Source organism: Sphingomonas sp. RIT328, assembly GCF_000632225.1.
In the GTDB taxonomy this organism is placed as follows: Bacteria; Pseudomonadota; Alphaproteobacteria; order Sphingomonadales; family Sphingomonadaceae; genus Sphingomonas; species Sphingomonas kyungheensis.
Genome location: NZ_JFYV01000025.1, coordinates 13,707 through 37,513, shown reverse-complemented (window position 1 = coordinate 37,513; position 23,807 = coordinate 13,707). Strand labels below are relative to the sequence as shown.

Below are 23,807 nucleotides of genomic sequence, written 5' to 3'. Positions count from 1 at the left end.
TATCATGGCTCTCAACCCCCGCCTGTCCGGGCGTGTCGCGGCACGGGCGCACCATTCGCCCGCCGCGGCGATTTTGCAGAAGATGGAGCCGTTCTTCGCGATCGGGCAGGTATCGGGTGGGCCGTTGCTGATCGCCACGATCATCGCGCTGGTCGCGATCAACTCCCCGATCGGGGCCGATTATGCGCGGATGTGGGATCGGCCGCTGCGACTCAGCTACGGCGCCTGGAGCGTCGCCCGACCCGCCGCCGAATGGATCAACGATGCGCTGATGCCGTTGTTCTTCCTGATCGTCGGCACCGAGGTGAAGCGCGAATTCGTCAAAGGCTCGCTCGCCTCGCTGCGTACCGCGGTCTTCCCGATCGCCGGCGCGATCGGCGGCCTCGTCGTTCCCGTCGCGCTCTACGTCGCCTTCAACCACGGCACCGATGCGGCGCATGGCTGGGGCGTGGTCGCGGCGATGGATACCGCCTTCAGCCTCGCCATCGTCGCGATGTTCACCACCCGGCTGCCGATGGCGGTGCGCGCGGTGCTGCTCGCCTTTGCGGCGATCGACGACGTGTTCGGGCTGCTCGTCATCGCCTTCGCCTATACCACGTCGATCGCATGGGGGTTCCTGGCGCTCGCCGGCTGCGCCTATCTCGGCATCCTCGCGCTGCTGCGGCTGCGCTGGGTCGCATCGGTGCCCTATGTGCTGCTGGGACTGGTGGTGTGGATCGGCGTGTTCGGATCGGGCGTGCATCCGACGATCGCCGGCGTCGCGGTCGGGCTGCTGCTGCCGACCAGCTCGCGCCTGTCGGAGGCGGTGTTCGCGAAGCGCGTGCAGGACCCGGTCGACCGCTTCAAGGAAGCACAGGCCGCCGCCGAACGCGCCGACGATCCGGCGGAGGAGGAAGAGCAGCGCGACAAGGCGCAGCGCCGGCTGGGCTATATCCACGAGATGGCGGCGGCGACCGACGAGGCGGCGGACCGGCTGGTGCGGCTGCTCACGCCCTGGGTGTCCTATGTCGTGCTGCCGCTGTTCGCGCTGTCGAACGTCCGCATCCACTTCTCTGCGGAGCTGATCGGCAAGGCGGTGCACTCGCCGCTGACCGGCGGCGTCGTCGCCGGGCTGGTGATCGGCAAGCCGCTCGGCTTTCTCGGCGCGAGCTGGCTGGCGACCAAGATCGGTCGCGCCGCCTTGCCCAAGGACGTGACCTGGCCAATGGTGCTTGGCATCGGCGGCGTCGCCGGCATCGGCTTCACCATCTCGCTGTTCATCGCCGAGCTCGCCTTCACCGATGCGGTGCAGACCGAAGAGGCGGCACTCGGCATCCTGGTCGCCTCGATCGTGTCGGGGCTGTTCGGCTATGCGATGTTCTGGAAGGTCAGCCGCCCCGCCGCCGACGCCGGCTGACCGCGCTCAGCGCCAGCCGAGCGCCGGCGCGACGTGGCGCAGGATCGCCTCGATCACATGCGTGTTATAGGCGACGCCGAGCTGGTTGGGCACGGTGAGCAGCAGCGTATCGGCTTCGGCGATGCCCTCGTCGGCACGCAATTGCTCGATCAGCGCCTCGGGCTCGGCGGCGTAGGACCGGCCGAAGACGGCGCGCATATTGTCGATCACGCCGATCTGATCGCTGGTGTCGCCGCGGCCGAAATATTGCCGGTCGCGATCGGTCATCAGCGCGAAGATCGAGCGTGAGACCGATACGCGCGGGGTGCGGGCATGGCCGGCCTCCGCCCAGGCGGCGCGATAGGCGCGGATCTGCTTCGCCTGCTGGACGTGGAAGGGCTCGCCGCTCTCGTCCGCTTTCAGCGTCGAGCTTTGCAGGTTCATCCCCTTGCGCGCCGCCCAGATGGCGGTGGCGTCATTGCCCGAGCCCCACCAGATCCGCTCGCGCAGGCCCGGCGCATGCGGTTCGAGCCGCAGCAGCCCCGGCGGATTGGGGAACATCGGTCGGGGATTGGGCTTGGCGAAACCCTTGCCGGCGAGCAGCTCGAAGAACAACTCGCCGTGGCGCCGGCCCATGTCCGCATCGCTTTCACCCGCGGCCGGTCCATAGCCGAAATGCCGCCAGCCCTCGATCACCTGCTCGGGCGACCCGCGGCTGATGCCGAGTTGCAGACGGCCGCCGCTGATGAGATCGGCCGCGCCGGCATCCTCGACCATGTAGAAGGGATTCTCATAGCGCATGTCGATGACGCCGGTGCCGATCTCGATCCGCTTCGTCCGCGCAGCCACCGCGGCGAGCAGCGGAAAGGGCGAGGCGAGCTGCTGCGCGAAATGGTGGACGCGGAAATAGGCGCCGTCCGCGCCGAGTTCCTCCGCCGCGACGGCAAGGTCGATCGACTGGAGCAGCACGTCCTGCGCGGTGCGCGTCGCCGAACCGGGGGCGTCCGACCAATGGCCGAAGGAGAGAAAGCCGATGTTCTTCATCGCACGAAGCTGGGCGTTGGCGCCGCCGGCCGCAAGGCTTCACCCGGAATGGTAGCGTTTCCCAAATCAGCCCGGCGCGGAGCCGGTCTCCGGATCGAACGCCGGATTGGTGAAGTCGAGCGGCTCCGGCGTGATCCGCGCGGGCGGCGTCGCGCTTTCCGCCCAGGCGCGGCACAGCATGTCGCGCAGCATCGCCGCCCCCGCGCCGGTGCGTTCGTAGACGAGCGCGCGCACGTCCCGATCGGCGAAATCGTGGAAGCCGCCACGCTGTTCGAGCCGGTAGACCTCCTCCATCCGGTTGCCGGCGGTATCGAGGAAGGCGAGGATCGCGTCGAACATGTCGCCGGTGTGATGGCCGGGCGTGCCGAGCCGCGGCGCGATGTCCGCCACGGTCAGCTTCATGCCGTCGACGAAGCCGCTTTCGAAGCGGCCGTGGATCGAACGGTCGGTCGTATAATGCCGCGGATTGGGGCCGCGCCAGCCGTCGCTGTTGACGGAATCGTGCAGCGGTTGCGCGCCGTCGCCGATATAATGGCCGAGGCGGATGACGTCGAAGGCGCAATGCTGTTCGGCGAAGGCGGGGTCGCCGCCGGTCGCCTGCGTGGCACGGACCTGGCGCATGCAGACGATGATCCGCTGATAGGCCTCCATCGCTGCATAGGGCAGGGTGCCGGTCCAGCGTACGTTGGTGCGCGCCGCGGTGGCGGGGTCGCTCGCCTTGATCGCCTCATAGCGTTTGAACAGCGCGATCACGAAGGCGTAGCGCGAGCGCGGGATCGGTTTGAGGAAGGCGAATTGCTCGCGGAACCAGCCGTGGTTCGGGTCCTCCTCGATCTTGGCGAAATTCTCCGCATTGTTGCGCCAGCTGTCGGGCACCGCGGCGGAGGCGGCGATATAATCGACGTGGCGGCGCAGGAAGACCGGGCCATCGGCGGGAATCGCCTCGATCGCGGCGCGGTCGATCACCGCATGCGCGGTGCCGCCCCAGGCGAAAGCCGGGGTGGGCAGCAGCGTGAACGCGAGGGCGAGGAGGGCGGGGCGCATCGGCAGGCTCCGGATCAGGGATCGAGCGGGTCGCGCGGGTCGATCCGCAGCGACGACGGCGAGGGGCGGAATTCCACTTCGGTCGGCGACAGCCGTGCACCGATGCGGCCCGGCATATAGCCGAGCTCGCTCTGGTTGCGCTGTGCGAAGGCGGCGCTGGTGATCATCTCGCTTTGCCCGGGATTGCAGACGATCAGCGCCTCGCGATCGAAGGGCGCGCCGACCGCGGCGAGCAGCCGCGCGGCATTGCGCAAATTGGTGGTGGTGTGCCGCGCATAGGGCTCGATCAGGATCGCGTCGGCGGGAATGCCGTATCGGTCGATCAGCGCCTGACGCATCTGCTCGGCCTCGGTGAAGCGCGTCGCGCGCGGATGGGCGCGGCCGCCGGTGACGATGATCGTCGCGATATCGCCGCGCGCGAACCGCTCGGCGGCGAGGCGGATATGGTATTTGCCATAGGGGCTGAGCGGCATGTCGGGCGTTTCCGGCCCGACGCCGGTGAGGATTAGCGCGGTATAGTGCCAGTGTGTCCAGTCCAGCCGCCGTGCGCGCGCGGTCGCCGCGGCGTTGCGCCCGCCGGTGAGCGGGTCGAAGCCGATCGCGTCGGTCCGGTCGCTACCGTCGAGCAGAGCGAGCGCGAAGTCGACGCTGGGGTCGATCGCCTGCGCCGATCGCGCCCGCGGGGTCCGCGCCAGCCAATCGGCGGCCTGCACCCGCGCGCGCAGTTCGAGCGGATCGATCGGTCCGGCGCCGTCGATCTGCGGATAACGCGGCACCTGCGCTAAGCCGTAATCGCGCAGGATCGTGTTGATCCCGCCCGTCTCGCGCAGCGCCTGGGCCGCCGCGCCGTCATCGGCATGGCTGAGCCCGGCGGGCAGCGCGGCGGCGAGCGTCGCGCTCTCCTCCGGCGTCCAGACCAGCGCCTGCACCAGGCAGGCGAGGTCCGCGGTGCAGGCGGTACGCCGCGCCGCACGGCCGGCGAGCATCGCGGCGATCTGCGGCTGCGCCGTCAGCCGGGCGGTGGCGGCCGGATCGGCACCGACCGCGTCGAGCAGCGGGAACAGCCGCGCCGACAGCGCCGCGGTGACGCGATCGCCGACCGGCGCCTGCGTCACGGCCTGCGGCGCGCCGGCGACGGCCGGTGTCGCCAGCATCAGCGCGGCCGCCAGCGCGGCCCGCCTCACCACGACCGACCGACGACGAGGCGGACGTTGCGGCCGAAGATCGGCCGGCCATAAATGGCTTCGGGGCTGCCCTGGCCGCTGACCTGATCGGTGCGCGTATTGCCCTCGGTCAGGCCATGCGCGTTGAACAGATTGTCGCCGACCACCTGCAACTGCCAGCTGCCGTGCCGCACGGTCACACCCGCGCCGGTCGTGCCATAAGCGGGCAGCGCCGTGCGATTGTAGAAGTCGACATAGCGCTTCCCCATATAGGTGTAGCGGCCGTAGAGCGAGATCGCATTGTCCCCAAGATCGAAGTCGAAGCTCGGGCGGATGTTGCCGTAGATCTTGGGCTGGCGGATGATCTGCTTGCCCTCGGCGAGGGCGGGGTCGGCGCCGTTGGCGTTCTGGAAGTTGCGATAGGTCGGATCGCTGACGGTGAGCGCGCCGTTGAGCATGAACCATTTGGTCACCGCCAGCGCACCGTCGAACTCGACGCCCTTGACCTTCGCCTTGCCGATGAACGGCACGTTGACGTCGTTGCGTCCGGTCGTCGGGTCGAAGGCGAGGAACGAGGCATTGAGCGGATCGAAATTGGTATAGAAGCCGGTGACGTAAAGGTAGGACCGGCCGGCGGCGAGCTTGAGCCCCGCCTCATATTGGTTGGCGATTGTGGTGATGATCGTCGGGTTGATGCTCATCACCGTCTGCACGCTCGGCGGCGTTTCGAGGTGTGCGGCGCGGCCATAGATGCCGATATGGCGGTTGAAGTCGTAATTGGCGCCGACCGTCCAGTTGGTCGCATGCGTGCGCAGCCGCTGGTTGAGGATGCCGCCGGTGAAGGCGCGCGTCGAATCATCGGCGAGCGTCGTCGGGTCGCCGAGATTGGCCGCGCCGGTGAGCAGCGCATAGCCCTTGTAGCTATAGCCTTCGTAGCGGATGCCCGCGTCGATGCGCAGGCCGGGGATGATCTCCCACGTGTCGTTGGCGAACACCGCCGCCATCTTGGCGTCCGAGTCGCCCTGGGTCAGCGTCGCGGCATAGTTGAGCGCACCATTGTCGGTGACGCGGCCGATCCGCGCGCCGGCGGCATTATAGGCGACGAGATCGAGCAGGCGCGGGCGGCTCGCCACCTCAATCAGATAGTTCTGATAGATCGTGCGGCTGTCCTCACCGTACAGGCTGCCATAGACGCCGAGCTTGAGGTCGTGGCTGCCGATCGGCGTGTCGAACTTCTTGGCGACCGACAGATTGGCCTGGTTCGAATAGAAGCGCGAGCGCACGTCGCGATACTGGCCCTGCATGACGAGACCGGAGGCGGCGGCGGGATCGTAGATGGTGTTGGTGCCGGCGAGGACATAGCCGAACGAGGCGACCGGGCCGAAGGCCGCGGCGGCCTTGCTCACATAGCTGCTCGGGAAGGCGGTCGCATCGGCCGGATTGGTGGTCGAATAGAAAGCGGTGAAGTCGAGCCGCCCCATGGTGAAGCCCGCCTTGGCGGAAACCAGCCAGCCGTCGAATTCGGCATCATATTGCGTGCCGATGTTGACCATCCGCATATGCCGGCCGTCGCCGAGGTCGCTCGCCTCGTTCTGCACGACGCCGGCGCCGTTGCGATAGCGCAGATCGACGTTGCGCAGCGCCGGCGAATTGAGCGTGCCGCTGAAATAATCGATGTAGCGATCCAGCGACACCGCCGGGTTGCGCGGATCGGCGGTCGGGATCGGCAGATAGAAGACGTTGTGATCGTTGACGTAGTTGACGCTCAGCCGCAGCGAGCCGTTGGCGAGGTCGTGCTTGATGTTGGCGCGGAACTGGCCGCCCTTGTCATTGGGGAAGCCATTGTCGCGATAGCCGTCGTGATAGCGGACGAAGCCGCCGAGCGCGTAATAGGTATCGTTGCCGAGCGGGCCGGACTGGACGACGTCGCCACGATAGAGGCCGGTGTCGCCGAGCGTCAGCTGCGCCTTGCCGCGCACCGTGTCGCGCCCGGTCACCTCGATCGCGTTGACGATCGCACCCGAATAGCTGGCATAGACCGGCGCCGGGCCGCCGCGCACCACCTCGACCCGCTCGGTCATCAGATCGGGCTTGAGGATGGCGTCGCCGCGGAAGAAGACGCCGTCATTCTCGTGGAACAGCGGCAGGCCGTCCTGCTGGAAGCTGACGAAGCCGCCGTCATTTGGCAGGCCGCGGATGCGGTAGATGTTCTGCACCTCGCCGCCGGTGATCTCGGTCTGGAAACCGGGAAGCTGGCCGATCAGGTCGGCGAAATTGACCGGCGCGATCTTCTCGATATCGGTCTGCGTCACCGTGTTGATCGCATAGGAGGCATCGAAGCGGCGCTGCGCGCGCGTCGATCCTGTGACGATGATGTCGCGATCCGCAGGCTCGGGCGTGGTCGCGCCGCTCTGCTCGGCCGGTGCGGCGGCGGTGTCGGCGGGTGCGCTGGTCTGCGCGGTGGCAGGCGCGGCGAGCGCGACCGACAGCGATGCGAGCGCCGAGCCGGCGGCGAGAGCGGATGTCAACATAAGGCCCCATTGATGATGATCGTCTGATCGGTGCCGCCGTTGCGGCGTGCAGGGGCTCTTTGGTCATTGTTTGTGACATTTCCGCGCAATCACGCGGAAAAAGTCGGGCGGCGCAGGATCTTCACCCGCGCCGCCGGTCACCGTTCAATAACGGATCGCATCGAAGTCGCTCGCGTCATGCCGTTCGCGCAAGGTGGCGGCGGGATCGCCGTTCACCTTGTTGACGATCCGTCCGCGCCGCACCGCCTCGCGCGCGCTGAGCTCCGCATGCCAGCGGCGCAGGTTGGGGTAATCGTCGAGCGACAGGAAGGTGCGCGCCGAATAGATGTCGTCGAACAGGCCGCCGTACCAGGGGAAGATCGCCATGTCGGCGATCGTATAGGTGTCGCCGACCATGTAGCGCCGCTCGGCGAGTTGCGTGTCGAGCACGTGGAGCTGGCGCTTGGTCTCCATCGCATAGCGGTCGATCGCATATTGGATGCGGAACGGCGCATAGGCATAGAAATGGCCGAAGCCGCCGCCGAGGAACGGAGCCGATCCCATCTGCCACATCAGCCAGTTCATCGTCTGCGCCCGCGCCTGTGCGTCGCGCGGCAGGAAGGCATCGAACTTCTCGGCGAGGTAGAAGAGGATCGAGCCGCTCTCGAACAGCGGGATCGCCGGATCGACCGAGCGATCGAGCAGCGCCGGGATCTTCGAATTGGGATTGAGCGCGACGAAGCCGCTGCCGAACTGGTCGCCCTTGGCGATCTCGATCAGCCAGGCGTCATATTCGGCGCCGCTGTGGCCGGCGGCGAGCAGCTCTTCGAGCAGGATCGTCACCTTCTGGCCGTTCGGCGTCGCTAGCGAATAGAGCTGGAGCGGATGCTTGCCGACCGGCAGCTCGCGCTCGTGCGTCGCGCCGGATATCGGGCGGTTGATGCTGGCGAATTGGCCGCCGTTGCCGGGCTCCCACGTCCACACTTGGGGCGGGACATAGCCGGCGGGCTGATTGGCGGATGCGTCGTCGCTCATCGTGATCTCCTTTGCTCCCTTGATAGGAAGCGGTGGAGCGGTTCGCAAAGCGTCACGCCGGATGCGAGCGGAGCAGCGCGAGGCCGAAGCCGACGAAGATCACCGCGGTGACGCGATTGAACGCCCGCTTGACCCGCGGCGCGGCGAGATGCGCGGCGAGCGAGCGCCCGCCGAGCGCATAGACGCCGTACCAGAAGCATTCGAGCGCGGCGAAGGTGACGACGAGGATCGCGAACTGCGGCGCCTGCGGCGCGACGCGGGTGACGAACTGCGGCAGGAAGGCCGCGGCGAACAGGATCAGCTTGGGGTTGCTGATGCCGATCGCAAAGCCGCCGCGGAACAGCGCGGCGAGCGAGACGGTGCGCGGCAAGGGCGCCGCGCCGACGTCGATCGGTGCGACCTCCGCCCGCCACGCCCGCCAGCCGAGGTAGAGCAGATAGGCGACGCCCGCATAGCGCAGCAGCGTGAACGCGCCGGGCACCGCCAGCAGCAGCGTGGTGAGGCCCGCGGCGGAGGCGGCGAGCACCAGCACGAGGGCGGTCAGGCACCCCGCCATCGCCGCGACGCTGCGCCGGGCGCCGAGCTCGACGCTGCGCGACAGGATATGCAGCATGTTCGGGCCCGGCGTCCCGCACAGCAGGAACACCGCGCCGACGAACAGCCACCAATGATGCAAGGTCATGCGCCGCTCCCTCCGGGGCCGACGCCTATAGCGTCCAGTCGAGCTGGAGCCATAGCTTGCGCGTATCGACAGCGAAACGGTCGGCGCGATAGTCGGCATAGCGCAGGCCGGCGACGGTATGGCCGATCGTCGCCTGGGCGAGCAGGTCGATCTCATTGCCGTAATGGCGGCTCAGCCGGTCGCTGTCGAAACGGTGGTAGATCGCCTGCACGCTGACCGCGCGCAGGCCGGCCAGCCGGGGCCAGCTCCAGCCGGCGCTGCCATAAGCGTCGCGGACTCCGTCGGCCGGGGTGGTGGTGAACTTGTCCGCCCAGCCCTGGAACTTGAATACCGAGGCGACCGGCGTCTGGAAGCTCGCCAGCGTCGCGCCGCGGCTGCGTCCGCGTCCGGCGCCGAGCACTTCGTAGCCGCCGCCGAGTTTCGGCCCGGCGAGATCGAGCGCGACGTCGGCGAGCCAGTAATCGGCGGCATAGGCGTTGGGGTTGCGGTGATAGCCGGATTGCCGCGCGTGGCTGGCGCTCCAGGCGAGCGTCGTGCCGCCGATGCGGCGCGAGCCGACGAGGCGCGCGCCATAGGTCTGGCTCGACAGGCGATAGCCCTGAACAAGCCGCTCGTCCTGATCGACGAGATAGCCGAAGCCGGTCAGCGTGCCGACCGGCGTCGCGACGCCCAACGTCGCGAAGACGTTGTCGCCGGCGACCGCCTGCTGCCGCGCACCGACCCCGTCGATCCCCCAGATCGTGCGGACGCTCCACGCATAGGTCAGATCCGCCTTGACGCCGCGCAGCGGTCTGAGCTCGGCGCGCACGGCGTCGAACGTCTGGCCGTTGTTGCGGAAGCCGGCGGCACCGACGAAACGCTCGTCATCGATCTGCAACCGCTGGCGTCCCGCGGTCACGGTCAACGGATCGCTGCGATATTGCAACTGGGCGCGGTAGAGCGCGATGTTCTGCGGATCGCCGATCTGCGGACGCTGCGTCGCCGATCCGTGCAGCCCGTCATAATAATCGCCGACGATCGCGAGATTGCCCTGCGCCTCGGCCAGCGCGGTCCAGGCGCCGCGCTTCGCCTGCACGCCGGCGCGGATCCGCGCGGTCACCGCATCGGAGCTGTCGGGCAGGCCGTCCTGCACGACATGCTCTTCGCGCAGCCGCGCCTCGACCAGCGGCGTCAGCGTCTGTGCCGCCGCCGGCATCGCGATCCCCGCCAGCACCGGCAGCGCGCAGGTTAAAGTGATGCGTCTCAACGCCTTAGTTCCCCTATCTGCTCGTCCGCCGCCCCTAGCGTCGCGAGGGCGTGCGCGGCCAGAGCGGCGATGTTACAAAAGATGGCCCGGGCGGCGATCGCGATGGGCGCCGCGGCACGGGCTCCGCCGCGATATAGATTTTCTTCGCCCGCAAACTCAGCCCGACCGGTCTATGCTGCGCTGCACGCGTAATAGCGCACCAGTCCAAGGGGTTGTTTGTGACGATCATCAGCGAACTATTGCTCGCGGCAAGCTCCGCCGCGCTCGCCGCCCAGGCTGCGCCGGCGCCGGCCGGTCAGGAGCAGCCGCCCGCGATCGATCAGGCCGCGCAGGCCGCGCCGGTCGCCGATGCCGCGGCTCAGCCGAACGAAAGCGACGATATCGTCGTCACCGGTACGCGCACCGCCGGCCGCAGCCGCCTCGACAGCGCCGCGCCGGTCGACGTGCTGAGTGGCGCGACGCTGCAGCGGCAGGGCACGACCGAACTCGCCAGCGCGCTCGCCGCCGTCGCGCCGTCGATCGATTTCCCGCGGCCGTCGGCGACCGACGGCACCGACGCGATCCGCCCGGCGACGCTGCGCGGCCTGTCGCCCGACCAGACGCTGGTGCTGATCAACGGCATCCGCGGCCATGCCTCATCGCTGGTCAACACCAACGGCAGCATCGGCCGCGGTTCGGCGGCGGTCGATCTCAACACGGTGCCGACCGCCGCGCTCGACCGGATCGAGGTGCTGCGCGACGGCGCCTCGGCGCAATACGGCTCTGATGCGATCGCCGGCGTCGTCAACCTGCGCCTGCGCGAGGCACGCAGCGGCGGCGGCGCGTCGGTCACCTACGGCTTCTACGACACGCAGATCGACACCGCCAACAACCGGCGTAACGTGAAGGGCGAACATGCCGTCACCGCGAGCGGCTGGCAGGGGATCGGCTTCGGCGACGACGGCTTCATCACCGTGTCGGGCGAATATACCAAGCGCCAGCCGACCAACCGCGCCGATATCGACCTGCGCGTCGCGCCCAATCGCGTGACCGGCCGCTATGGCGATCCCGAGGTCGAGCAATATACCGGCTTCGTCAATGCCGGCACCTCGCTCACCGACAATCTCAAACTCTATGCGTTCGGCGGCTATCAGGATCGCGACAGCCGCAGCGCCGCCTTCCCGCGCATCAGCCCCGCGGCGCAGACGGCCGCCGCCGCCGCCACCCGCGCCCAGCTCGCGCTTGCCGGCTATGCCGACGGCTTCCTGCCGATCATCAACACGAAGTCGCGCGACATCAACTCGGCGGTCGGGCTGAAGGGTGACGTGTCCGGTTTCACGGTCGACCTGTCGCTGAGCTACGGCCGCAACAAGATCGACTATCGCACGCTCAACTCCGCCAATTATGCCTATGGCTCGGCAACGCCGCGCGCCTTCTACGACGGCGCGACGATCTACGACCAATATGTCGCCGGGCTCGACGTCAGCCGCCAGTTCGACGTCTTCCAGTCGCTGAACGTCGCCTTCGGGCTCGAAGGACGGCGCGAGGGCTATCGGATCGTCGCCGGCGAGCTTGCGTCCTACGGCTATCCGGCGGCGGGCACCGTCACCGGTGCTCTGGCGTCGGCGGCGCCCGGCGCGCAGGGCTTCGGCGGCTTCTCGCCGGACAACGAGACCAAGCGCAGCCGCCGCAACGGCAGCGCCTATCTCGACCTCGAAGCGCAGGTCACCGACAAGCTGCTGGTCGGCCTCGCCGGTCGGTTCGAGGATTATTCGGACTTCGGTTCGACGGTGAACGGCAAGGCCTCGCTCCGCTATGACCTGACGCGCTGGTTCGCGCTGCGCGGCACCGCCTCGACCGGCTTCCGCGCGCCGTCGCTCCAGCAGCAATATTTCACCCAGACCGCGTCGGTGGTGACCAACGGCGTGCCGATCCTCACCGGCACCTTCCCCTCGGTCAGTTCCGTCGGCAGCGCCCTCGGCGGCCTGCCGCTGCAGCCGGAGAAGTCGACCAACTTCTCGGTCGGCACGGTGATCCGCGCAGGCGGCTTCGACCTGACGGTCGACGGCTATCTCATCAAGATCCGTGACCAGATCGGCCTGTCGGAGAATATCCAGGCGACCGCCAGCACCCAGGTCGCGGCACTGCTTGCACCGTACAACGTCTCGGCAGCGCGCTTCTTCCTCAACGGCCTCGCCTCGACCACGCAGGGCATCGACGCGGTCGCGCATTACCGGCTCGCCACCGACGGCGCCGGCGCCTTCGACTTCACGCTCGCCGGCAACGTCAACACGATCGACGTCACCCGCGTGCCGACCTCGACCGCGACGCTCGATCCGGCACCGACCCTGTTCGCGCGCAGCCGCATCCTGACCCTCGAACAGGGGACGCCGGGCGAGAAGGTGACGGGGCAGATCGACTGGTCGCTCGACCGGCTCGGCGCGCTCGCCCGCGTGACCTATTACGGCGACGTCAACCAGCCCGGCACGCTCGCCAGCGGCACCGCCGACGTCCACACCGGCAAGCATGCGATCACCGACCTCGAGCTGCGCTATGCCGCTCCCAAGGGCGCGCAGATCGGGCTCGGCGTCAGCAACCTGTTCGACGTCTATCCCGACCGGACGATCGCGGCGAACAACACGACCGGCGTGCTCGGCTTCCCGTCCTATTCGCCGTTCGGCTTCAACGGCCGCTATCTCTACGCCCGCGTCGGCCTCAACTGGTGAGGCGCGCGGGTTAGAGGCCCTCGCCGCCGACCCATTGCGCATGGGCGAGGCGGCGGGCCAGCGTCCAGTTCTGCTGACGGATGTCGGGGACGGCGACGACCTCCCACAGGCCACCGCGGGTCATCGGCCCGATGCAGAACAAGCGCGGATCGGCCCGGCCGTCGGCGTCGATCACCTGCGACTGGGCATCGACGTCGAGGCCGATGCGCAGTGGATCGGGCCGGATCAGCCGCTGGCGCAGCAGGTCGCGCAGCAGCGGCTCGTCCGAGCGAAGCAGATCGCCCTGGGGGCCGGTGCAGTTGACGATCCGCGCGACGCGCGTCGTCGTCACCGCGTCGCTGCCGCGCGGTCGCCAGTGGAAGAGGGCGCGATCGCCGTCGGTCGCCGCTGCCACCGATTTGCCGGCGACGAAGTGCAGCCGTCCCGAGTCGCGCAAAGCCGCGATCTTCGCGGCGACCGAGGGGGCGAGGCGATGGCGATGCACGTCCCAATAGGGGCGGAGGTGCCGCAGGAAGCGGCGGCGCGTCGCCGCATCCGCCGCGCCCCACATGATCTGCGTCATCGGTCGCAACGCGTCGACCGCGGCGCGCCAGCCGATCGCGGCGGCGCGCGTGCGGAGCTGCGCGACCTGCTGCGCGAGGCCGCCCGCGGGGCGTTCGCGCAGGCCCGGTTGCGCCGGCGTATCGGCATGCGCACGCGGCACCAGCCCGCGGCGCGACATGGCGACGATCTGCCCGGTGAAGCCGGCCGCATCGAGCAACAACGCCGCATCGATCGCGGTCAGCCCGGTGCCGATCAGCAGCACGCTGTCCTCCGCCGCCAGCCCCTCGCTGATATTGCCGGCCCAGGGGTCGGCGCGGTAGCAGCCCGGCGGCAGTGCGGCGGGATCGAGCCCGGGCGGCGTATGCGGCGGCAGATTGCCGATCGCCAGCACCGCGACATCGGCGGCGACATCGCGGCCGTCGTCGAGGCGCACCGTCACGCCGCCATCGTCCCGCGCCAGTCCGACGGCTTCCCCCTCGATCAGCGTCAGCCGCTGCGGATGCGCGGCGACCGCGGCATCGAGCATCTCGCGCAGATAGGCGCCGTAGATGCGCCGCGACACGAAGGTGCGCGCATCGCCGAGCGCCTTGCCCTCCAGCCAGCGGACGAAATGGTCCGGATCGTCGGGGAGCGCGCTCATATTGCCGGCGCGGACATTGAGCAGGTGATCCTGATGCGCGGCGCTATAGGCGACGCCGCGCGCCATCTGGGTCGGGCGGCGCTCGATCAGCGTCGCGCGCGGCCCGTCGTGCCGCATCAGGTTGATCGCGAGCAGGCTGCCCGAAAATCCGCCGCCGACGATCGCGACATGATCGCCCTGCACTTCGTCGCTCCACGTCTCGCTTGTCGTCACCGCCGGTCTCCTGTCCGCCGCCCGTAGGCGCTCGGCGGCGTCGCGGCAACGGGCCGGCGGTGGACATGCGCGGGGCCGGTGGCCATGGTGCGACAGAGACGGATGCGGCAGGACGGAGCAGGGCAGGGACGGATGACGGTGACCATCGACGACCAGGGCCGCGACAGCGGCGCGGCGACGGTGCAGCGGCGCGCCGGTCGGCCGAGCCGTGAGGAAGCGCTGGCGATCGAGGCCTTGATCCTCGACGGCACGATCGATGCGATGCGCGACGCCCGCTATGCGACGCTGTCGATCGACGCGCTGGCGCAGGATATCGGCGTCACCAAGCAGACGATCTATCGCCGCTTCCCGAGCAAGGATGCGCTGATCGACGCGGCGATCCGGCGCAAGATGGACCAGCTCCACGCCTTCGCGCGCGATACCGCCAGCGCCGCCGCTGATCCGATCGAAAGCCTGCGCGCCTTCGCCCGCCATATGTTCGATATGATGCGCAAGCCCGAGAATGTCGGTCTTTCGATCTTCATCGATCATGCCTCGCTCACCGATGTCGCCTTCGCCCGCCGCCGTCAGCAATGGCACGTCATGCTGATGGAGCCGATGAAGACCGCGATCGCGACCGCCCAGGCGCAGGCGCGGCTCGCACCCGGCGATGTCGAGGTGATGGCCAATATGCTGTTCGATCTGCTCGCCGGGCCGGTCAACCGCATGCGCTATTGCGTCGCGCCCGACACCGCGCTCGGCGGGATGTGCGAGGACCGGGCGTTCTCCGCCCGCTTCGACGTGTTCCTGCGTCTCTACGCTCTGCCGCCGGATTGCTGCGCTGCAATAAAATAAAGGAACCGGGCGGTATTGTAATCGTTCAGGATCGCAGCCTAAGGGCAGCGCCCCGCGTCACTCATTGTGCGCGCGTCCCGTGTCGAGAGTTCCGCATGACCACCGCCGCCCTGCTGCCAGACGTGTCGACCGAACGCGGCTTTGTCGCGGCGATCGACGCGGTGCTTCCCGCGCTGCGCCGCTATGCGCGGCAGCTCAGCCGCGATCAGGGCGACGGTGACGATCTGGTGCAGGAGACGATGGTCCGCGCCTGGGCGGCGCGCAGCCGCTTCCAGCCGGGCACCAACTTCCGCGCCTGGCTGTTCCGTATCCTGCGCAACCTGTTCCTCAGCGGTCGTCGTCGCGCCGGTCGCAGCGTATCGTGGAATCCGGCGGTCGACGACGACCGGCTGGTCACGCCGGCGGATCAGGAATCGGGCGTGATGCTCGCCGATCTCGATGCGGCGCTCGACAGCATCACGCCGGGGCAGGCCGAGGCGCTGGTCCTCGTCGCACAGGAGGGGCTGTCGTATGAAGAGGCGGCGCTGCGGCTCGGCGTGCCGATGGGCACGGTGCGCAGCCGCGTCTTCCGCGCCCGCGCCGCGGTGATCGACCGGCTCGGCGGCAGCATGCCGGTCGCGTCGCTCCCCACGCCGGTCGTGGCGGCGTCGGCGGGTCATGCCTATCAGCAATGGAAACAGGCCGGCACCGGCCTGATCGGCTGATCCGGCGCTAGGCGTTGGCGCCGTCGCCGAATGGCGGCGGCATCGTCACCCATTCGACCCGCTGCGGCACCGTGCCGAGGTCGATGCCGTCCTCCCGCATCCGTCGCAGCAGCGTCAGCAAGACGTTGCTGCGCGCCTCGCCGGTGCTGCGCGGGCTGGAGACATGGGCGAGGCAGTTGAAGACGATCCGTCCGTCGGCGATGCCGTCGACCAGCGCCACCGGGCCCGGCGTATCGAGCACCATCGGCTCGATCGCGAACGTCTCCAGCACGATCGTGCGGACCCGATCGGCGTCGGTGGCGATCGGCACCGAAAAATGGATCTGGATCCGCCCCATCGGCCCGGCGAGCGTCTTGTTGAGCACCGACTTGGTGATGAGTTCCGAATTGGGGACGATCAGCGTCGAATGATCGGCAAGCTCGATCTCGGTCGAGCGCACGCTGATCCGCTTGACGTCGCCCTCGTCGGTGCCGACCCGGATCAGGTCGCCGATCTTGATCGGCCGCTCGGCCAGCAGGATCAGGCCCGACACGAAATTGGAGGTGATCGCCTGCAGGCCGAAGCCGATACCGACCGACAGCGCCGAGAGCAGCAGCGCGATCCGCTCCATGCCGATGCCGAGCGAGGCGAGCGCCCAGACAACGGCAAGCGCGATCGCCAGATATCGCGCGACCAGTCGGATCGAGTTGCGCACGCTCATGTCGAGATCGGTGCTCGGCAGATAGCGCTGGTCGAGCCAGGCGGTGAACTGGCGCACCAGGAACAGGCCGAGCGCGAGTACAGCGACGAATTTCAGGATCGTCCCCGGCGATATGGCGATGCCGCCGACGGTGACGCCGCGCGCCAGCCCGCCGACCCGGTCGAGCAGCGACCCGAACCCCGCGCCGAACGGGTAGAGCAGCAGCCCGAGCGCGACGACGATCACGGCGAGCCGCAGCACCGCCGACAGCAGCACGCCGAATTGATCGACCGCGCTGCCGCCGATCCCCATGCCGTGGCGCAGCGTCAGCCCAATGCGGCTGTCCCGCTGGAACAGACTGGTGGCGACATCGTCGATCACCACCATCAGCAGATAGGTGCTGACCGCGAGCAATGTCGCCCACAGCACCGCCTGCACGGTGACGATCGCCAGCCCGATATAGCCGATCAGCAAGGCGATGGCGGCGCCGGCGACGACCAGCCACAGCGCCAGCGTAATCGCGCCGACCCCCGCGCTCGCCGCCGCTTCCGCCGCGCTCTCGCCGTCGGCCGCCTCGGCGGCGCGCAGCCGGCCGATGACGATCAGCGTGCCGGCGATCAGGATGAGGTGGAGGATGATCTCGATCACCTGCGTCGTCACCAGCGCGGTCGGGCTCACCCCGGCCGCGGTGTTGAACGCATTGACGAGGATGACGAAGAAGGTCAGCGCCGCGCAGCCCCAGGCGACCGGACGCAGCGCCGCCGCCGTCGCGTCGGTCAGCGCCACCACCCGCCAGGACGGCTGCCGCGCCATCAGGAACGCGGCACCGACCGCGGCGATCAGGCCGCTGAACCCGGCGGCGGCGACGAGCGCATCGGCGAGCGCGTTCCACGACGGCGCGAGCAGCGACGACCAGCGTAGCCCCTGGACGAACAGAAAGGCGGCCCCCATCGGCATCACCGTGCCGACGAACACCCGCCACAGGGCATTGGCGGAGCGGCGGACGCGATGCCCCGGCGCATCGGCCACCAGATAGCGCTGGCCGAGCCGCCGCAACGCCTGCCGCACCGGCAGCAGCAGCGCGAGCGCCGCGAGGCCGCCGAGCAGCGCGCCGATCGGGAAACCGCCGCGCAGGCCGATCTGCACCTGCGACCAGCCGCGCCCGACGAAGCTCGACACGCGCCGTCCGTCACGGGGCAGCGCCGAGACGATGTCGCTCCAGAAATGCGGCGAAAGCGGCGAGGGCGTCCGCGCGGCGATGCGCTGGTTGATCTCTTCCGCCTGCGTCTCGTCGATCTCGGTGACGAGCTGTCCCGCCTCGACGGTGACGAGCTGGCCGCGCTTGACCTTCGAATCGAGCGAACTGCGCGCCTGCGCGAGCAAACGACGTTCGGCGCGGATGTCGGGAGCCTCGACGACGCCGGCGACCGGCGGCCCGAGCCCGGCGATACGCGCGTCGATCAGCGCGAGCTGGTCGCGGAGCTGTTCGGCCGCGTCGCGCGCATCGCTCTGCGCACCGAGCGCCTGGTCGCGCAACTTGCCGCGCGTCTCGCGATCGACCTTGGTATCGAGCGCCTTGTCGACCGCATCGAGCGCCGCCTCGGCGGCGGCGAGCTGCTTCGTCGCGGCATCGACCGGCGAAGTCTGGGCGGCGGCGGGGAGGGCGAGCGCCAGCATTACCAACGCCAGCAAACCGATCCACCACCGCCGCGCCAATGCCGTCATCACGCCCTCCGCTCGATCGTCCGTCTACGGAGAGATGAGCGACAAAGCGAGGGATCGAACAGCGCAGGGCTCCGATCCGTGCCCGGCCCGGCCAACCACCCAAGTCCAGCCCCCGCAGATGCGATCGGCGAGCTATCCCGCCTCTCGATTGCCGTTTACGAGTGTCTACTTCTCGCGACGAAGGGCTATGTCGTGATACCCCTGCGGATGGAATGCGAACCAAGCGATCGAAAAATCTTCAGCGTGTCCAAGTTGAAACTCGCATACCGCCTGCATCACGCCGTACGGGATCATTTCCAAGGGCGACCATGATGTAAAGTCGTTGAATATGAGATAGCCCCCCGGTTTTACTTTGTCCCAAGATGCAACGATATCCTTGGTTACGCTCTCGTAGTCATGACCGGCATCAATGTAGATCCAATCAAAGCTATCTTTTTCAAAATCGTTGACGATAGACCACGATACGCCTTCATGGAGGATTACTTGAGACGATGAAATGTAGTTGTCGAACCACGGCTTGTCGAAAAGATCGTAAGTTATATCGACGAGATGAAGTTGTTCAGGCTCGGCAACCTGGAGCATATGTTTGGCGAAATTCCCCCGTTGCGTACCGATCTCCAGTCCGCGGCCGCCTTTTGGCAGCCGAGCGATGATGGCTTCCCGATTCGGCAGTAGCTGAGCCTTCTCCATGACGGCTTCTGGGAGAGTCGGTGACGAATTTCCATAGTATTGCAGGATAGGAAGCTGCTTTGTGCACGCGTAATAAGCTGATATCGCCGTTTGCGAGCATGTGATGGAAGCATGTACCGCCTCGCCCAGTCTTCGCTCAAGCTGTTCTATATAGTTGTTTAGGTCATCCCGACTAATTTGATCTGTCATTATGCTGTTCCGTCATCCACGCCTAATTGGCAGGCAAGAAACGCGGTCGCCCGTCAACGGCCACCAAGATGGCCGGGTTACAATTTGGAGCGACCACGCTCTGCTGCATTATAGGGCGATCAGGAACGCTATCGCGTAATCGAATCAAATTGCACAATCCGCCGGTATGGTAGCCGGAGGCGCATTCGGGGTGCTTATCTGTTGGGTGAGGCGGTGCCCGTCCGCCCTCACCTTTGAACGGTTCACCGCCAGCCGGCGTCCATCCAGTAATTGTGCGCCGTGCACATCCTCGCGTCGTCCGAGGCGAGGAACAGCACCAGTGCCGCGATGTCCGCCGGCTCGATCCGGCCGTCGAGGCATTGCGCGGCGACGATCTCCGCCTCGCCCTCGGGCGTGTACCATTTCTCCTGGCGGGGCGTCTTGACGTTGCCGGGCACCACCGCGTTGACGCGGATATTGTCGCGGCCGAGGTCGCGGGCGAGGCTGCGGGTCAGGCCTTCGATCGCCGCCTTGGCGGTCTGGTAGAGGACGAGGTCTTCGAGGCCGAGATGCCAGCTGATCGAGCCGAAGTTGATGATCGATCCGCCGCCGGCGGCCTTCATCGCCGGGATCACCGCCTGCGCCGCGAAGAACTGATGGCGCAGGTTGACGTTCATCCGCTCGTCCCAATAGGCCGGCGTCACGTCCGCGACGGTATGGCGATCGTCGTTGGCCGCGTTGTTGACCAGCACGTCGACGCCGCCGAGCTCGCCCTGCAACTCGGCGAACACCGTCGCCAGCGCGGACAGGTCGGTGAGGTCGAGGCGGCGGAACAGCGGCGGATAGGCGGCATCGCCGAGCCGCGCCACCAGCGCCTCGCTGTCCGCCACCGCCACGTCGACGAAGGCGACGCGCGCGCCCTGCCGCACGAACGCCTCGACCAGTCCGGCACCGATGCCCGATCCGCCGCCGCTGATGATCACGCGCTTGCCGCGCAGGGATGGGTAAACCGCACGCGCGTCGGTGGTCGTCAAGGTCGTCTCCGTCGTAAGGGTCATGCGAGCAGGCCGCGGCCGGCGAGGTTGCGGATCAGCGCCGATATGCCGAAGCGCCACGCCGGCGCCGCCTTGGAGGTGCTGACGGTGTTGATCAGCCGGCCGAGCCGCGGCGTCGCGATCGCCACCGTGTCGCCGACCTTGTGGGTGAAGCCCTGACCGGCGACGTCGCGATCCTGCGTCGGCGCGAACAACGTGCCGAGGAACAGGACGAGGCCATCGGGATAATGATGCTCGCTCAGCGCCTGGCGGAGCAGCTCCTCGGGATCGCGGCTGATCTGGTTCATCGAGCTTGCGCCGTCGAGCGTATAGCCGTCGGTGCCTTCGATGCGCAGCGTGATCTCCGCCTCGCGCACGTCGTCCATCGTATAATCGGCATCGAACAGGCGGACGAAGGCGCCGAGCGAACAGGAGGCGTTATTGTCCTTGGCCTTGCCGAGCAGCAGCGCCGAACGCCCCTCGAAATCGCGCAGGTTGACGTCGTTGCCGAGCGTCGCGCCCACCGCCTTGCCGTCGGGGCCGGCGAGCAGCACGACCTCGGGCTCGGGATTGTTCCAGGTCGAGTCGGAGCGGATGCCGACGTCCGCGCCCCAGCCGACCGTCGCCAGCACCGGCGCCTTGGTAAAGATCTCGGCGTCGGGGCCGATCGCGACCTCGAGATATTGCGACCACAGGCCTTCATCGATCAACGCCTGCTTGAGCGCCGCCGCTTCGGGCGAGCCGGGGACGACCGCGCGCATGCTGCCGCCGATCCGGCCTTCGAGCCGGCTGCGCACCTCGGCCGCCGCGCCGGCATCGCCGCGGGCGCGCTCTTCGATGACGCGCTCCATCGCCGAAACCGCGAAGGTCACGCCCGCCGCCTTGACGCATTGCAGATCGATCGGGCTGAGCAGCCGCGGCAAACCGTCGACGGACAGGCCGATCGCGTCGAGGGCGCCGACCGCCTCGCCCTGCGCCGCGTCGAAGCGACCGCCGGCGACGAGGTCGGCGACGGTCGGGGCGACGCGTGCCATGTCATGCACGATGCCGTCGACGATCAGCACCGGGCTGGGGCCGGCGCCGAAGTCGATGCGGCCGAGCCAGCGCGCGCTGCGCCAGTCGCTGCCGAGCGCATCGGCGGGGTCGAAGGGGATCGGCATAAGCATCTGTCTCCGGATCGGTCGCGTCGACCGTCGGAGCGGCCGGCGCGGCGGTGGGGCTGGCCGCGACGGGATTGGCATCACCGCGGCGGGCGGGCAAGGTGCCGCGCGCCCGTGGCTGTCGCCCTCCATCCTCCCAGCTCGTTATCGCTACCATTACCTGCCGACTTCGCCGCCGCAAGCCGAAACCGCATACCATTTGTAGACGGGGCGCCCCGGATCGCAGCGGCCGGGGGCCGCGATCGGTCGCGCGGGTTGCCATTTTGCCCCCTCGCTGGTAGGGGCGGCGTTCGAACGGCGCGGACCATCGTCTGCCGCCGCTATTGCTATTGACCGAGGTGTTTCAGTTCCATGCAGATCGTCGTCCGCGACAACAACGTCGACCAGGCTCTTCGTGTGCTCAAGAAGAAGTTGCAGCGCGAGGGCGTGTATCGCGAGATGAAGCTGCGCCGTCACTTCGAAAAGCCGTCGGAAAAGCGCGCGCGCGAGCGTGCCGCGGCGGTCCGCCGTTCGCGCAAGCTCGAGCGCAAGCGCGCCGAGAAGGACGGCGCGCGCTAAGTACTGCCCGCGCCCCGTGGCCGCGCCGGTCGGGCGCAGCCGCGGGGCGCGACGTGAACCTCAACCGGTGACGGCCGGCCCGGCACCATAACCCTCAGGTGCCCCAACGATGTCGACTGTCACCGCCGTCCCGCTGCGCCCCGTCAAGCGCACCTATCTCATCTACCTCTGGGTAGGCATCGCGGTCGCGATCCTCGCCGCCTTCCTGCTGGCCCGGCAGGGCGACGATTTCCTCGCGCGGAACGCGCGCCGCAGCGACGTGGTGACCACCGCCTCCGGCTTGCAATATCAGGTGATCCAGCCCGGCGCGCCCGGTGCCGCCAAGCCGACCGACAGCGATGTCGCGCTCATCAACTATGAAGGCAAGCTGCTCAACGGCACCACCTTCGACAAGTCGCAGCAGCCGACGCCGATGCCGGTCGCCGGCGTCGTCCCCGGCTTTTCCGAGGCGCTGAAGCTGATGCCCAAGGGGTCGAAGTATCGCGTCTGGATCAAGCCGTCGCTCGGCTATGGCGCGGAGGCCAAGGGGCCGATCCCGGCCAATTCGACTTTGGTCTTCGATATCGAGCTGATCGACTTCCTGCCGGAGGCGGTGGTCCGCCAGATGCAGGCACAGGCCCAGGCGCAGCAGGGCGGCATGCCCGGTGGCCTGCCGCGCGGTGCGATGCCTCCCGGCGCGATGCCGCAGGGCGCTCCCGGCGGTCGCTGATCGATCCGCTCACGCCGGCGGCGGATCGTCCGCCGCCCGCGTCTTTTCCGCTCGCGTCGATCTGCGCCGGACAAAAAAATAGCGGCCCCGGTCGGGGCCGCCATCCTTTCCGCCGGAGCGGACGATCAGCTTAGTTGCTGTCCGAATTGTCGCTGCTGTCCGCAACCACGACGATGCCAGCGATCACCGCAGCCGCCGCGATCACCGCGACGATGATGCCGCCGCCGGCAAGCTCGTTCTTCTTCGCCGACGCCGAACCGGTGCGCACCGACTTGGCGACCGACAGGCTGGCGGCCGGATTGGCCGACGCCGCAGCGGCGGGGGCGACCGCCATGGTGGCGGCGGCGAGGGCGAGGATGGTCTTGCCGAAGGTCATGTCAAATCTCCCGAATAAGCTCGTCCGTTCGGCGCATGACAGATGATGGGAGCGCCAACAATCGTTAAGCCGCAGCGGCGCGGTTTCGAGCGACGCTGTTGCCGCCGCGCCACAGAGCAATATGTCAGCCGTCGCGCCGCGCCTGCACCAGCCAGCGCGCGGCGCCCTCCAGCCCCAGCGCGCTCAACACCCCGGTATCATAGGCGCCGGTATCGACCCCGATGCGATGCACCTGTTCGTCGAGGCCGTCGCTGATCGTATGGCCATGGACGATCATCTTCTCGAGCGCGCGATCGTGGTCGAGGAACGGATTGCGGATCCAGCGCAGGTCGGCGCCGCGCTGCGAGGCGAGGTCGGTGCCGGGGCGCACCCCGGCATGGACGAAGGCATAGTCGCCGATCGTCACCATATTCTCGAACTGTTCGAGAAAGGCCTGATGGTCCGCCGGGATGCGTGCGCGCATCGCGACGTGCAGCTCCTCATAATCCATCCGGTCGTAATCGGCGGCGTCGATGCCGTAGCTTAGGATCGTCTCGCGCCCACCGATCCGGCAAAACATGCGCAGCGCCTTGGGTTCGCCCTTCAACGCTTCGAGGAACACCTCCTCGTGATTGCCGAGCAGGAAGTGCGTGTCCGGCCGTTCGGCGGCGAGCGTGCGCAGCCGTTCCAGCACACGCGCCGAGGCGGGGCCACGATCGACCAGATCGCCGAGGAAGATCATCGTCGTCCGCGCCGGGGCGCGGCTGCGGTCGTCCGCGTCGATCCGGTCGAGCAGATCGTCGAGCAGATCGGCGCAGCCGTGCACGTCGCCGATCGCATAGACGCGCTCGCCATCGGGAATGGCGGTGGTGGGCGCTACGGGAGCGCGGCCTACCTTGAGCAGCTTCTTGAGCATGGAATCCTGTCGATCGTGAGCCAAGGCAGGTAGAACGGCATGAGTCTGGCTGCAACCGTCTGAACGCGACGTGAC

The 23,807-nt window shown here is 68.2% G+C and carries 20 protein-coding genes; 6 read left to right on the top strand and 14 right to left on the bottom strand.

Translation table 11 applies throughout. The annotated features are described in order from the left end of the window. Window positions 1-4 precede the first annotated feature (4 nt). Window positions 5-1,396 (top strand): Na+/H+ antiporter NhaA, encoded by a 1,392-nt coding sequence (nhaA, locus tag BW41_RS12575; protein ID WP_037534866.1) that lies wholly within the window; start codon window positions 5-7, stop codon window positions 1,394-1,396. Between the two features lie 6 nt (window positions 1,397-1,402). Here nhaA and BW41_RS12570 read toward each other — a convergent pair whose 3' ends face one another. From BW41_RS12570 to BW41_RS12540, 7 genes are all read right to left on the bottom strand, one after another. Then, window positions 1,403-2,419: an LLM class flavin-dependent oxidoreductase gene (locus BW41_RS12570; RefSeq protein WP_037534865.1), complete on the bottom strand. Its 1,017-nt coding sequence runs from the start codon at window positions 2,417-2,419 to the stop codon at window positions 1,403-1,405. Between the two features lie 66 nt (window positions 2,420-2,485). Continuing rightward, window positions 2,486-3,463, bottom strand: a complete 978-nt coding sequence (locus tag BW41_RS21260) for a nuclease (protein ID WP_037534864.1) — start codon at window positions 3,461-3,463, stop codon at window positions 2,486-2,488. Between the two features lie 14 nt (window positions 3,464-3,477). Beyond that, window positions 3,478-4,647: a YdcF family protein gene (locus BW41_RS12560; protein ID WP_235199754.1), complete on the bottom strand. Its 1,170-nt coding sequence runs from the start codon at window positions 4,645-4,647 to the stop codon at window positions 3,478-3,480. Beyond that, entirely contained in the window at window positions 4,644-7,157 is a 2,514-nt protein-coding gene (locus BW41_RS12555) for a TonB-dependent receptor (protein ID WP_037534862.1), read from the bottom strand. Before BW41_RS12555 ends, BW41_RS12560 begins: the two co-directional genes overlap by 4 nt. A gap of 144 nt (window positions 7,158-7,301) precedes the next feature. Further along, a complete protein-coding gene (gene yghU, locus BW41_RS12550) occupies window positions 7,302-8,171 on the bottom strand; it encodes a glutathione-dependent disulfide-bond oxidoreductase (protein WP_037534861.1) in 870 nt (289 codons plus the stop codon). 52 nt (window positions 8,172-8,223) lie between these two features. Continuing rightward, a complete protein-coding gene (locus BW41_RS12545) occupies window positions 8,224-8,853 on the bottom strand; it encodes a LysE family translocator (RefSeq protein WP_037534860.1) in 630 nt (209 codons plus the stop codon). A 25-nt stretch (window positions 8,854-8,878) separates the two neighbouring features. Continuing rightward, the gene (locus BW41_RS12540) at window positions 8,879-10,099 is read right to left on the bottom strand and encodes an alginate export family protein (RefSeq protein WP_037534859.1); all 1,221 of its coding nucleotides are present in this window, start codon (window positions 10,097-10,099) and stop codon (window positions 8,879-8,881) included. A gap of 218 nt (window positions 10,100-10,317) precedes the next feature. On the opposite strand from BW41_RS12540, the gene BW41_RS12535 reads away from it, so the two are divergent. After that, entirely contained in the window at window positions 10,318-12,804 is a 2,487-nt protein-coding gene (locus BW41_RS12535) for a TonB-dependent receptor plug domain-containing protein (protein ID WP_037534858.1), read from the top strand. Between the two features lie 10 nt (window positions 12,805-12,814). Here BW41_RS12535 and BW41_RS12530 read toward each other — a convergent pair whose 3' ends face one another. Beyond that, window positions 12,815-14,200: an FAD/NAD(P)-binding protein gene (locus tag BW41_RS12530; RefSeq protein WP_081793078.1), complete on the bottom strand. Its 1,386-nt coding sequence runs from the start codon at window positions 14,198-14,200 to the stop codon at window positions 12,815-12,817. Window positions 14,201-14,332: 132 nt separating this feature from the next. Between BW41_RS12530 and BW41_RS12525 the strand changes: the two genes are divergently transcribed. Both BW41_RS12525 and BW41_RS21360 read left to right on the top strand, forming a co-directional pair. After that, window positions 14,333-15,034: a TetR/AcrR family transcriptional regulator gene (locus BW41_RS12525; protein WP_037534856.1), complete on the top strand. Its 702-nt coding sequence runs from the start codon at window positions 14,333-14,335 to the stop codon at window positions 15,032-15,034. Window positions 15,035-15,129: 95 nt separating this feature from the next. Continuing rightward, a complete protein-coding gene (locus BW41_RS21360) occupies window positions 15,130-15,738 on the top strand; it encodes an RNA polymerase sigma factor (RefSeq protein ID WP_051583478.1) in 609 nt (202 codons plus the stop codon). 7 nt (window positions 15,739-15,745) lie between these two features. Here the strand turns inward: BW41_RS21360 and BW41_RS12515 are convergent, their stop codons facing one another. The 4 genes from BW41_RS12515 to BW41_RS12500 all read right to left on the bottom strand — a co-directional run bounded on the left by BW41_RS12515 (window position 15,746) and on the right by BW41_RS12500 (window position 21,194). Next, entirely contained in the window at window positions 15,746-18,142 is a 2,397-nt protein-coding gene (locus BW41_RS12515; RefSeq protein WP_037534855.1) for a DUF3772 domain-containing protein, read from the bottom strand. A 165-nt stretch (window positions 18,143-18,307) separates the two neighbouring features. Further along, a complete protein-coding gene (locus BW41_RS12510; RefSeq protein WP_051583477.1) occupies window positions 18,308-18,832 on the bottom strand; it encodes a class I SAM-dependent methyltransferase in 525 nt (174 codons plus the stop codon). Between the two features lie 431 nt (window positions 18,833-19,263). Further along, the gene (locus tag BW41_RS12505) at window positions 19,264-20,058 is read right to left on the bottom strand and encodes an SDR family NAD(P)-dependent oxidoreductase (protein ID WP_051583476.1); all 795 of its coding nucleotides are present in this window, start codon (window positions 20,056-20,058) and stop codon (window positions 19,264-19,266) included. After that, the gene (locus tag BW41_RS12500; protein WP_152542305.1) at window positions 20,055-21,194 is read right to left on the bottom strand and encodes a fumarylacetoacetate hydrolase family protein; all 1,140 of its coding nucleotides are present in this window, start codon (window positions 21,192-21,194) and stop codon (window positions 20,055-20,057) included. Before BW41_RS12500 ends, BW41_RS12505 begins: the two co-directional genes overlap by 4 nt. Before the next feature lie 351 nt (window positions 21,195-21,545). On the opposite strand from BW41_RS12500, the gene rpsU reads away from it, so the two are divergent. After that, window positions 21,546-21,752: a 30S ribosomal protein S21 gene (gene rpsU / locus BW41_RS12495; protein WP_037534854.1), complete on the top strand. Its 207-nt coding sequence runs from the start codon at window positions 21,546-21,548 to the stop codon at window positions 21,750-21,752. A 109-nt stretch (window positions 21,753-21,861) separates the two neighbouring features. Next, window positions 21,862-22,461 (top strand): FKBP-type peptidyl-prolyl cis-trans isomerase, encoded by a 600-nt coding sequence (locus tag BW41_RS12490; RefSeq protein ID WP_037534853.1) that lies wholly within the window; start codon window positions 21,862-21,864, stop codon window positions 22,459-22,461. A 130-nt stretch (window positions 22,462-22,591) separates the two neighbouring features. On the opposite strand, the gene BW41_RS12485 is transcribed toward BW41_RS12490, so the two are convergent. Both BW41_RS12485 and BW41_RS12480 read right to left on the bottom strand, forming a co-directional pair. Beyond that, window positions 22,592-22,837: a hypothetical protein gene (locus BW41_RS12485; RefSeq protein WP_037534852.1), complete on the bottom strand. Its 246-nt coding sequence runs from the start codon at window positions 22,835-22,837 to the stop codon at window positions 22,592-22,594. Between the two features lie 124 nt (window positions 22,838-22,961). After that, window positions 22,962-23,732 (bottom strand): metallophosphoesterase, encoded by a 771-nt coding sequence (locus BW41_RS12480; protein ID WP_037534851.1) that lies wholly within the window; start codon window positions 23,730-23,732, stop codon window positions 22,962-22,964. Window positions 23,733-23,807 lie beyond the last annotated feature (75 nt).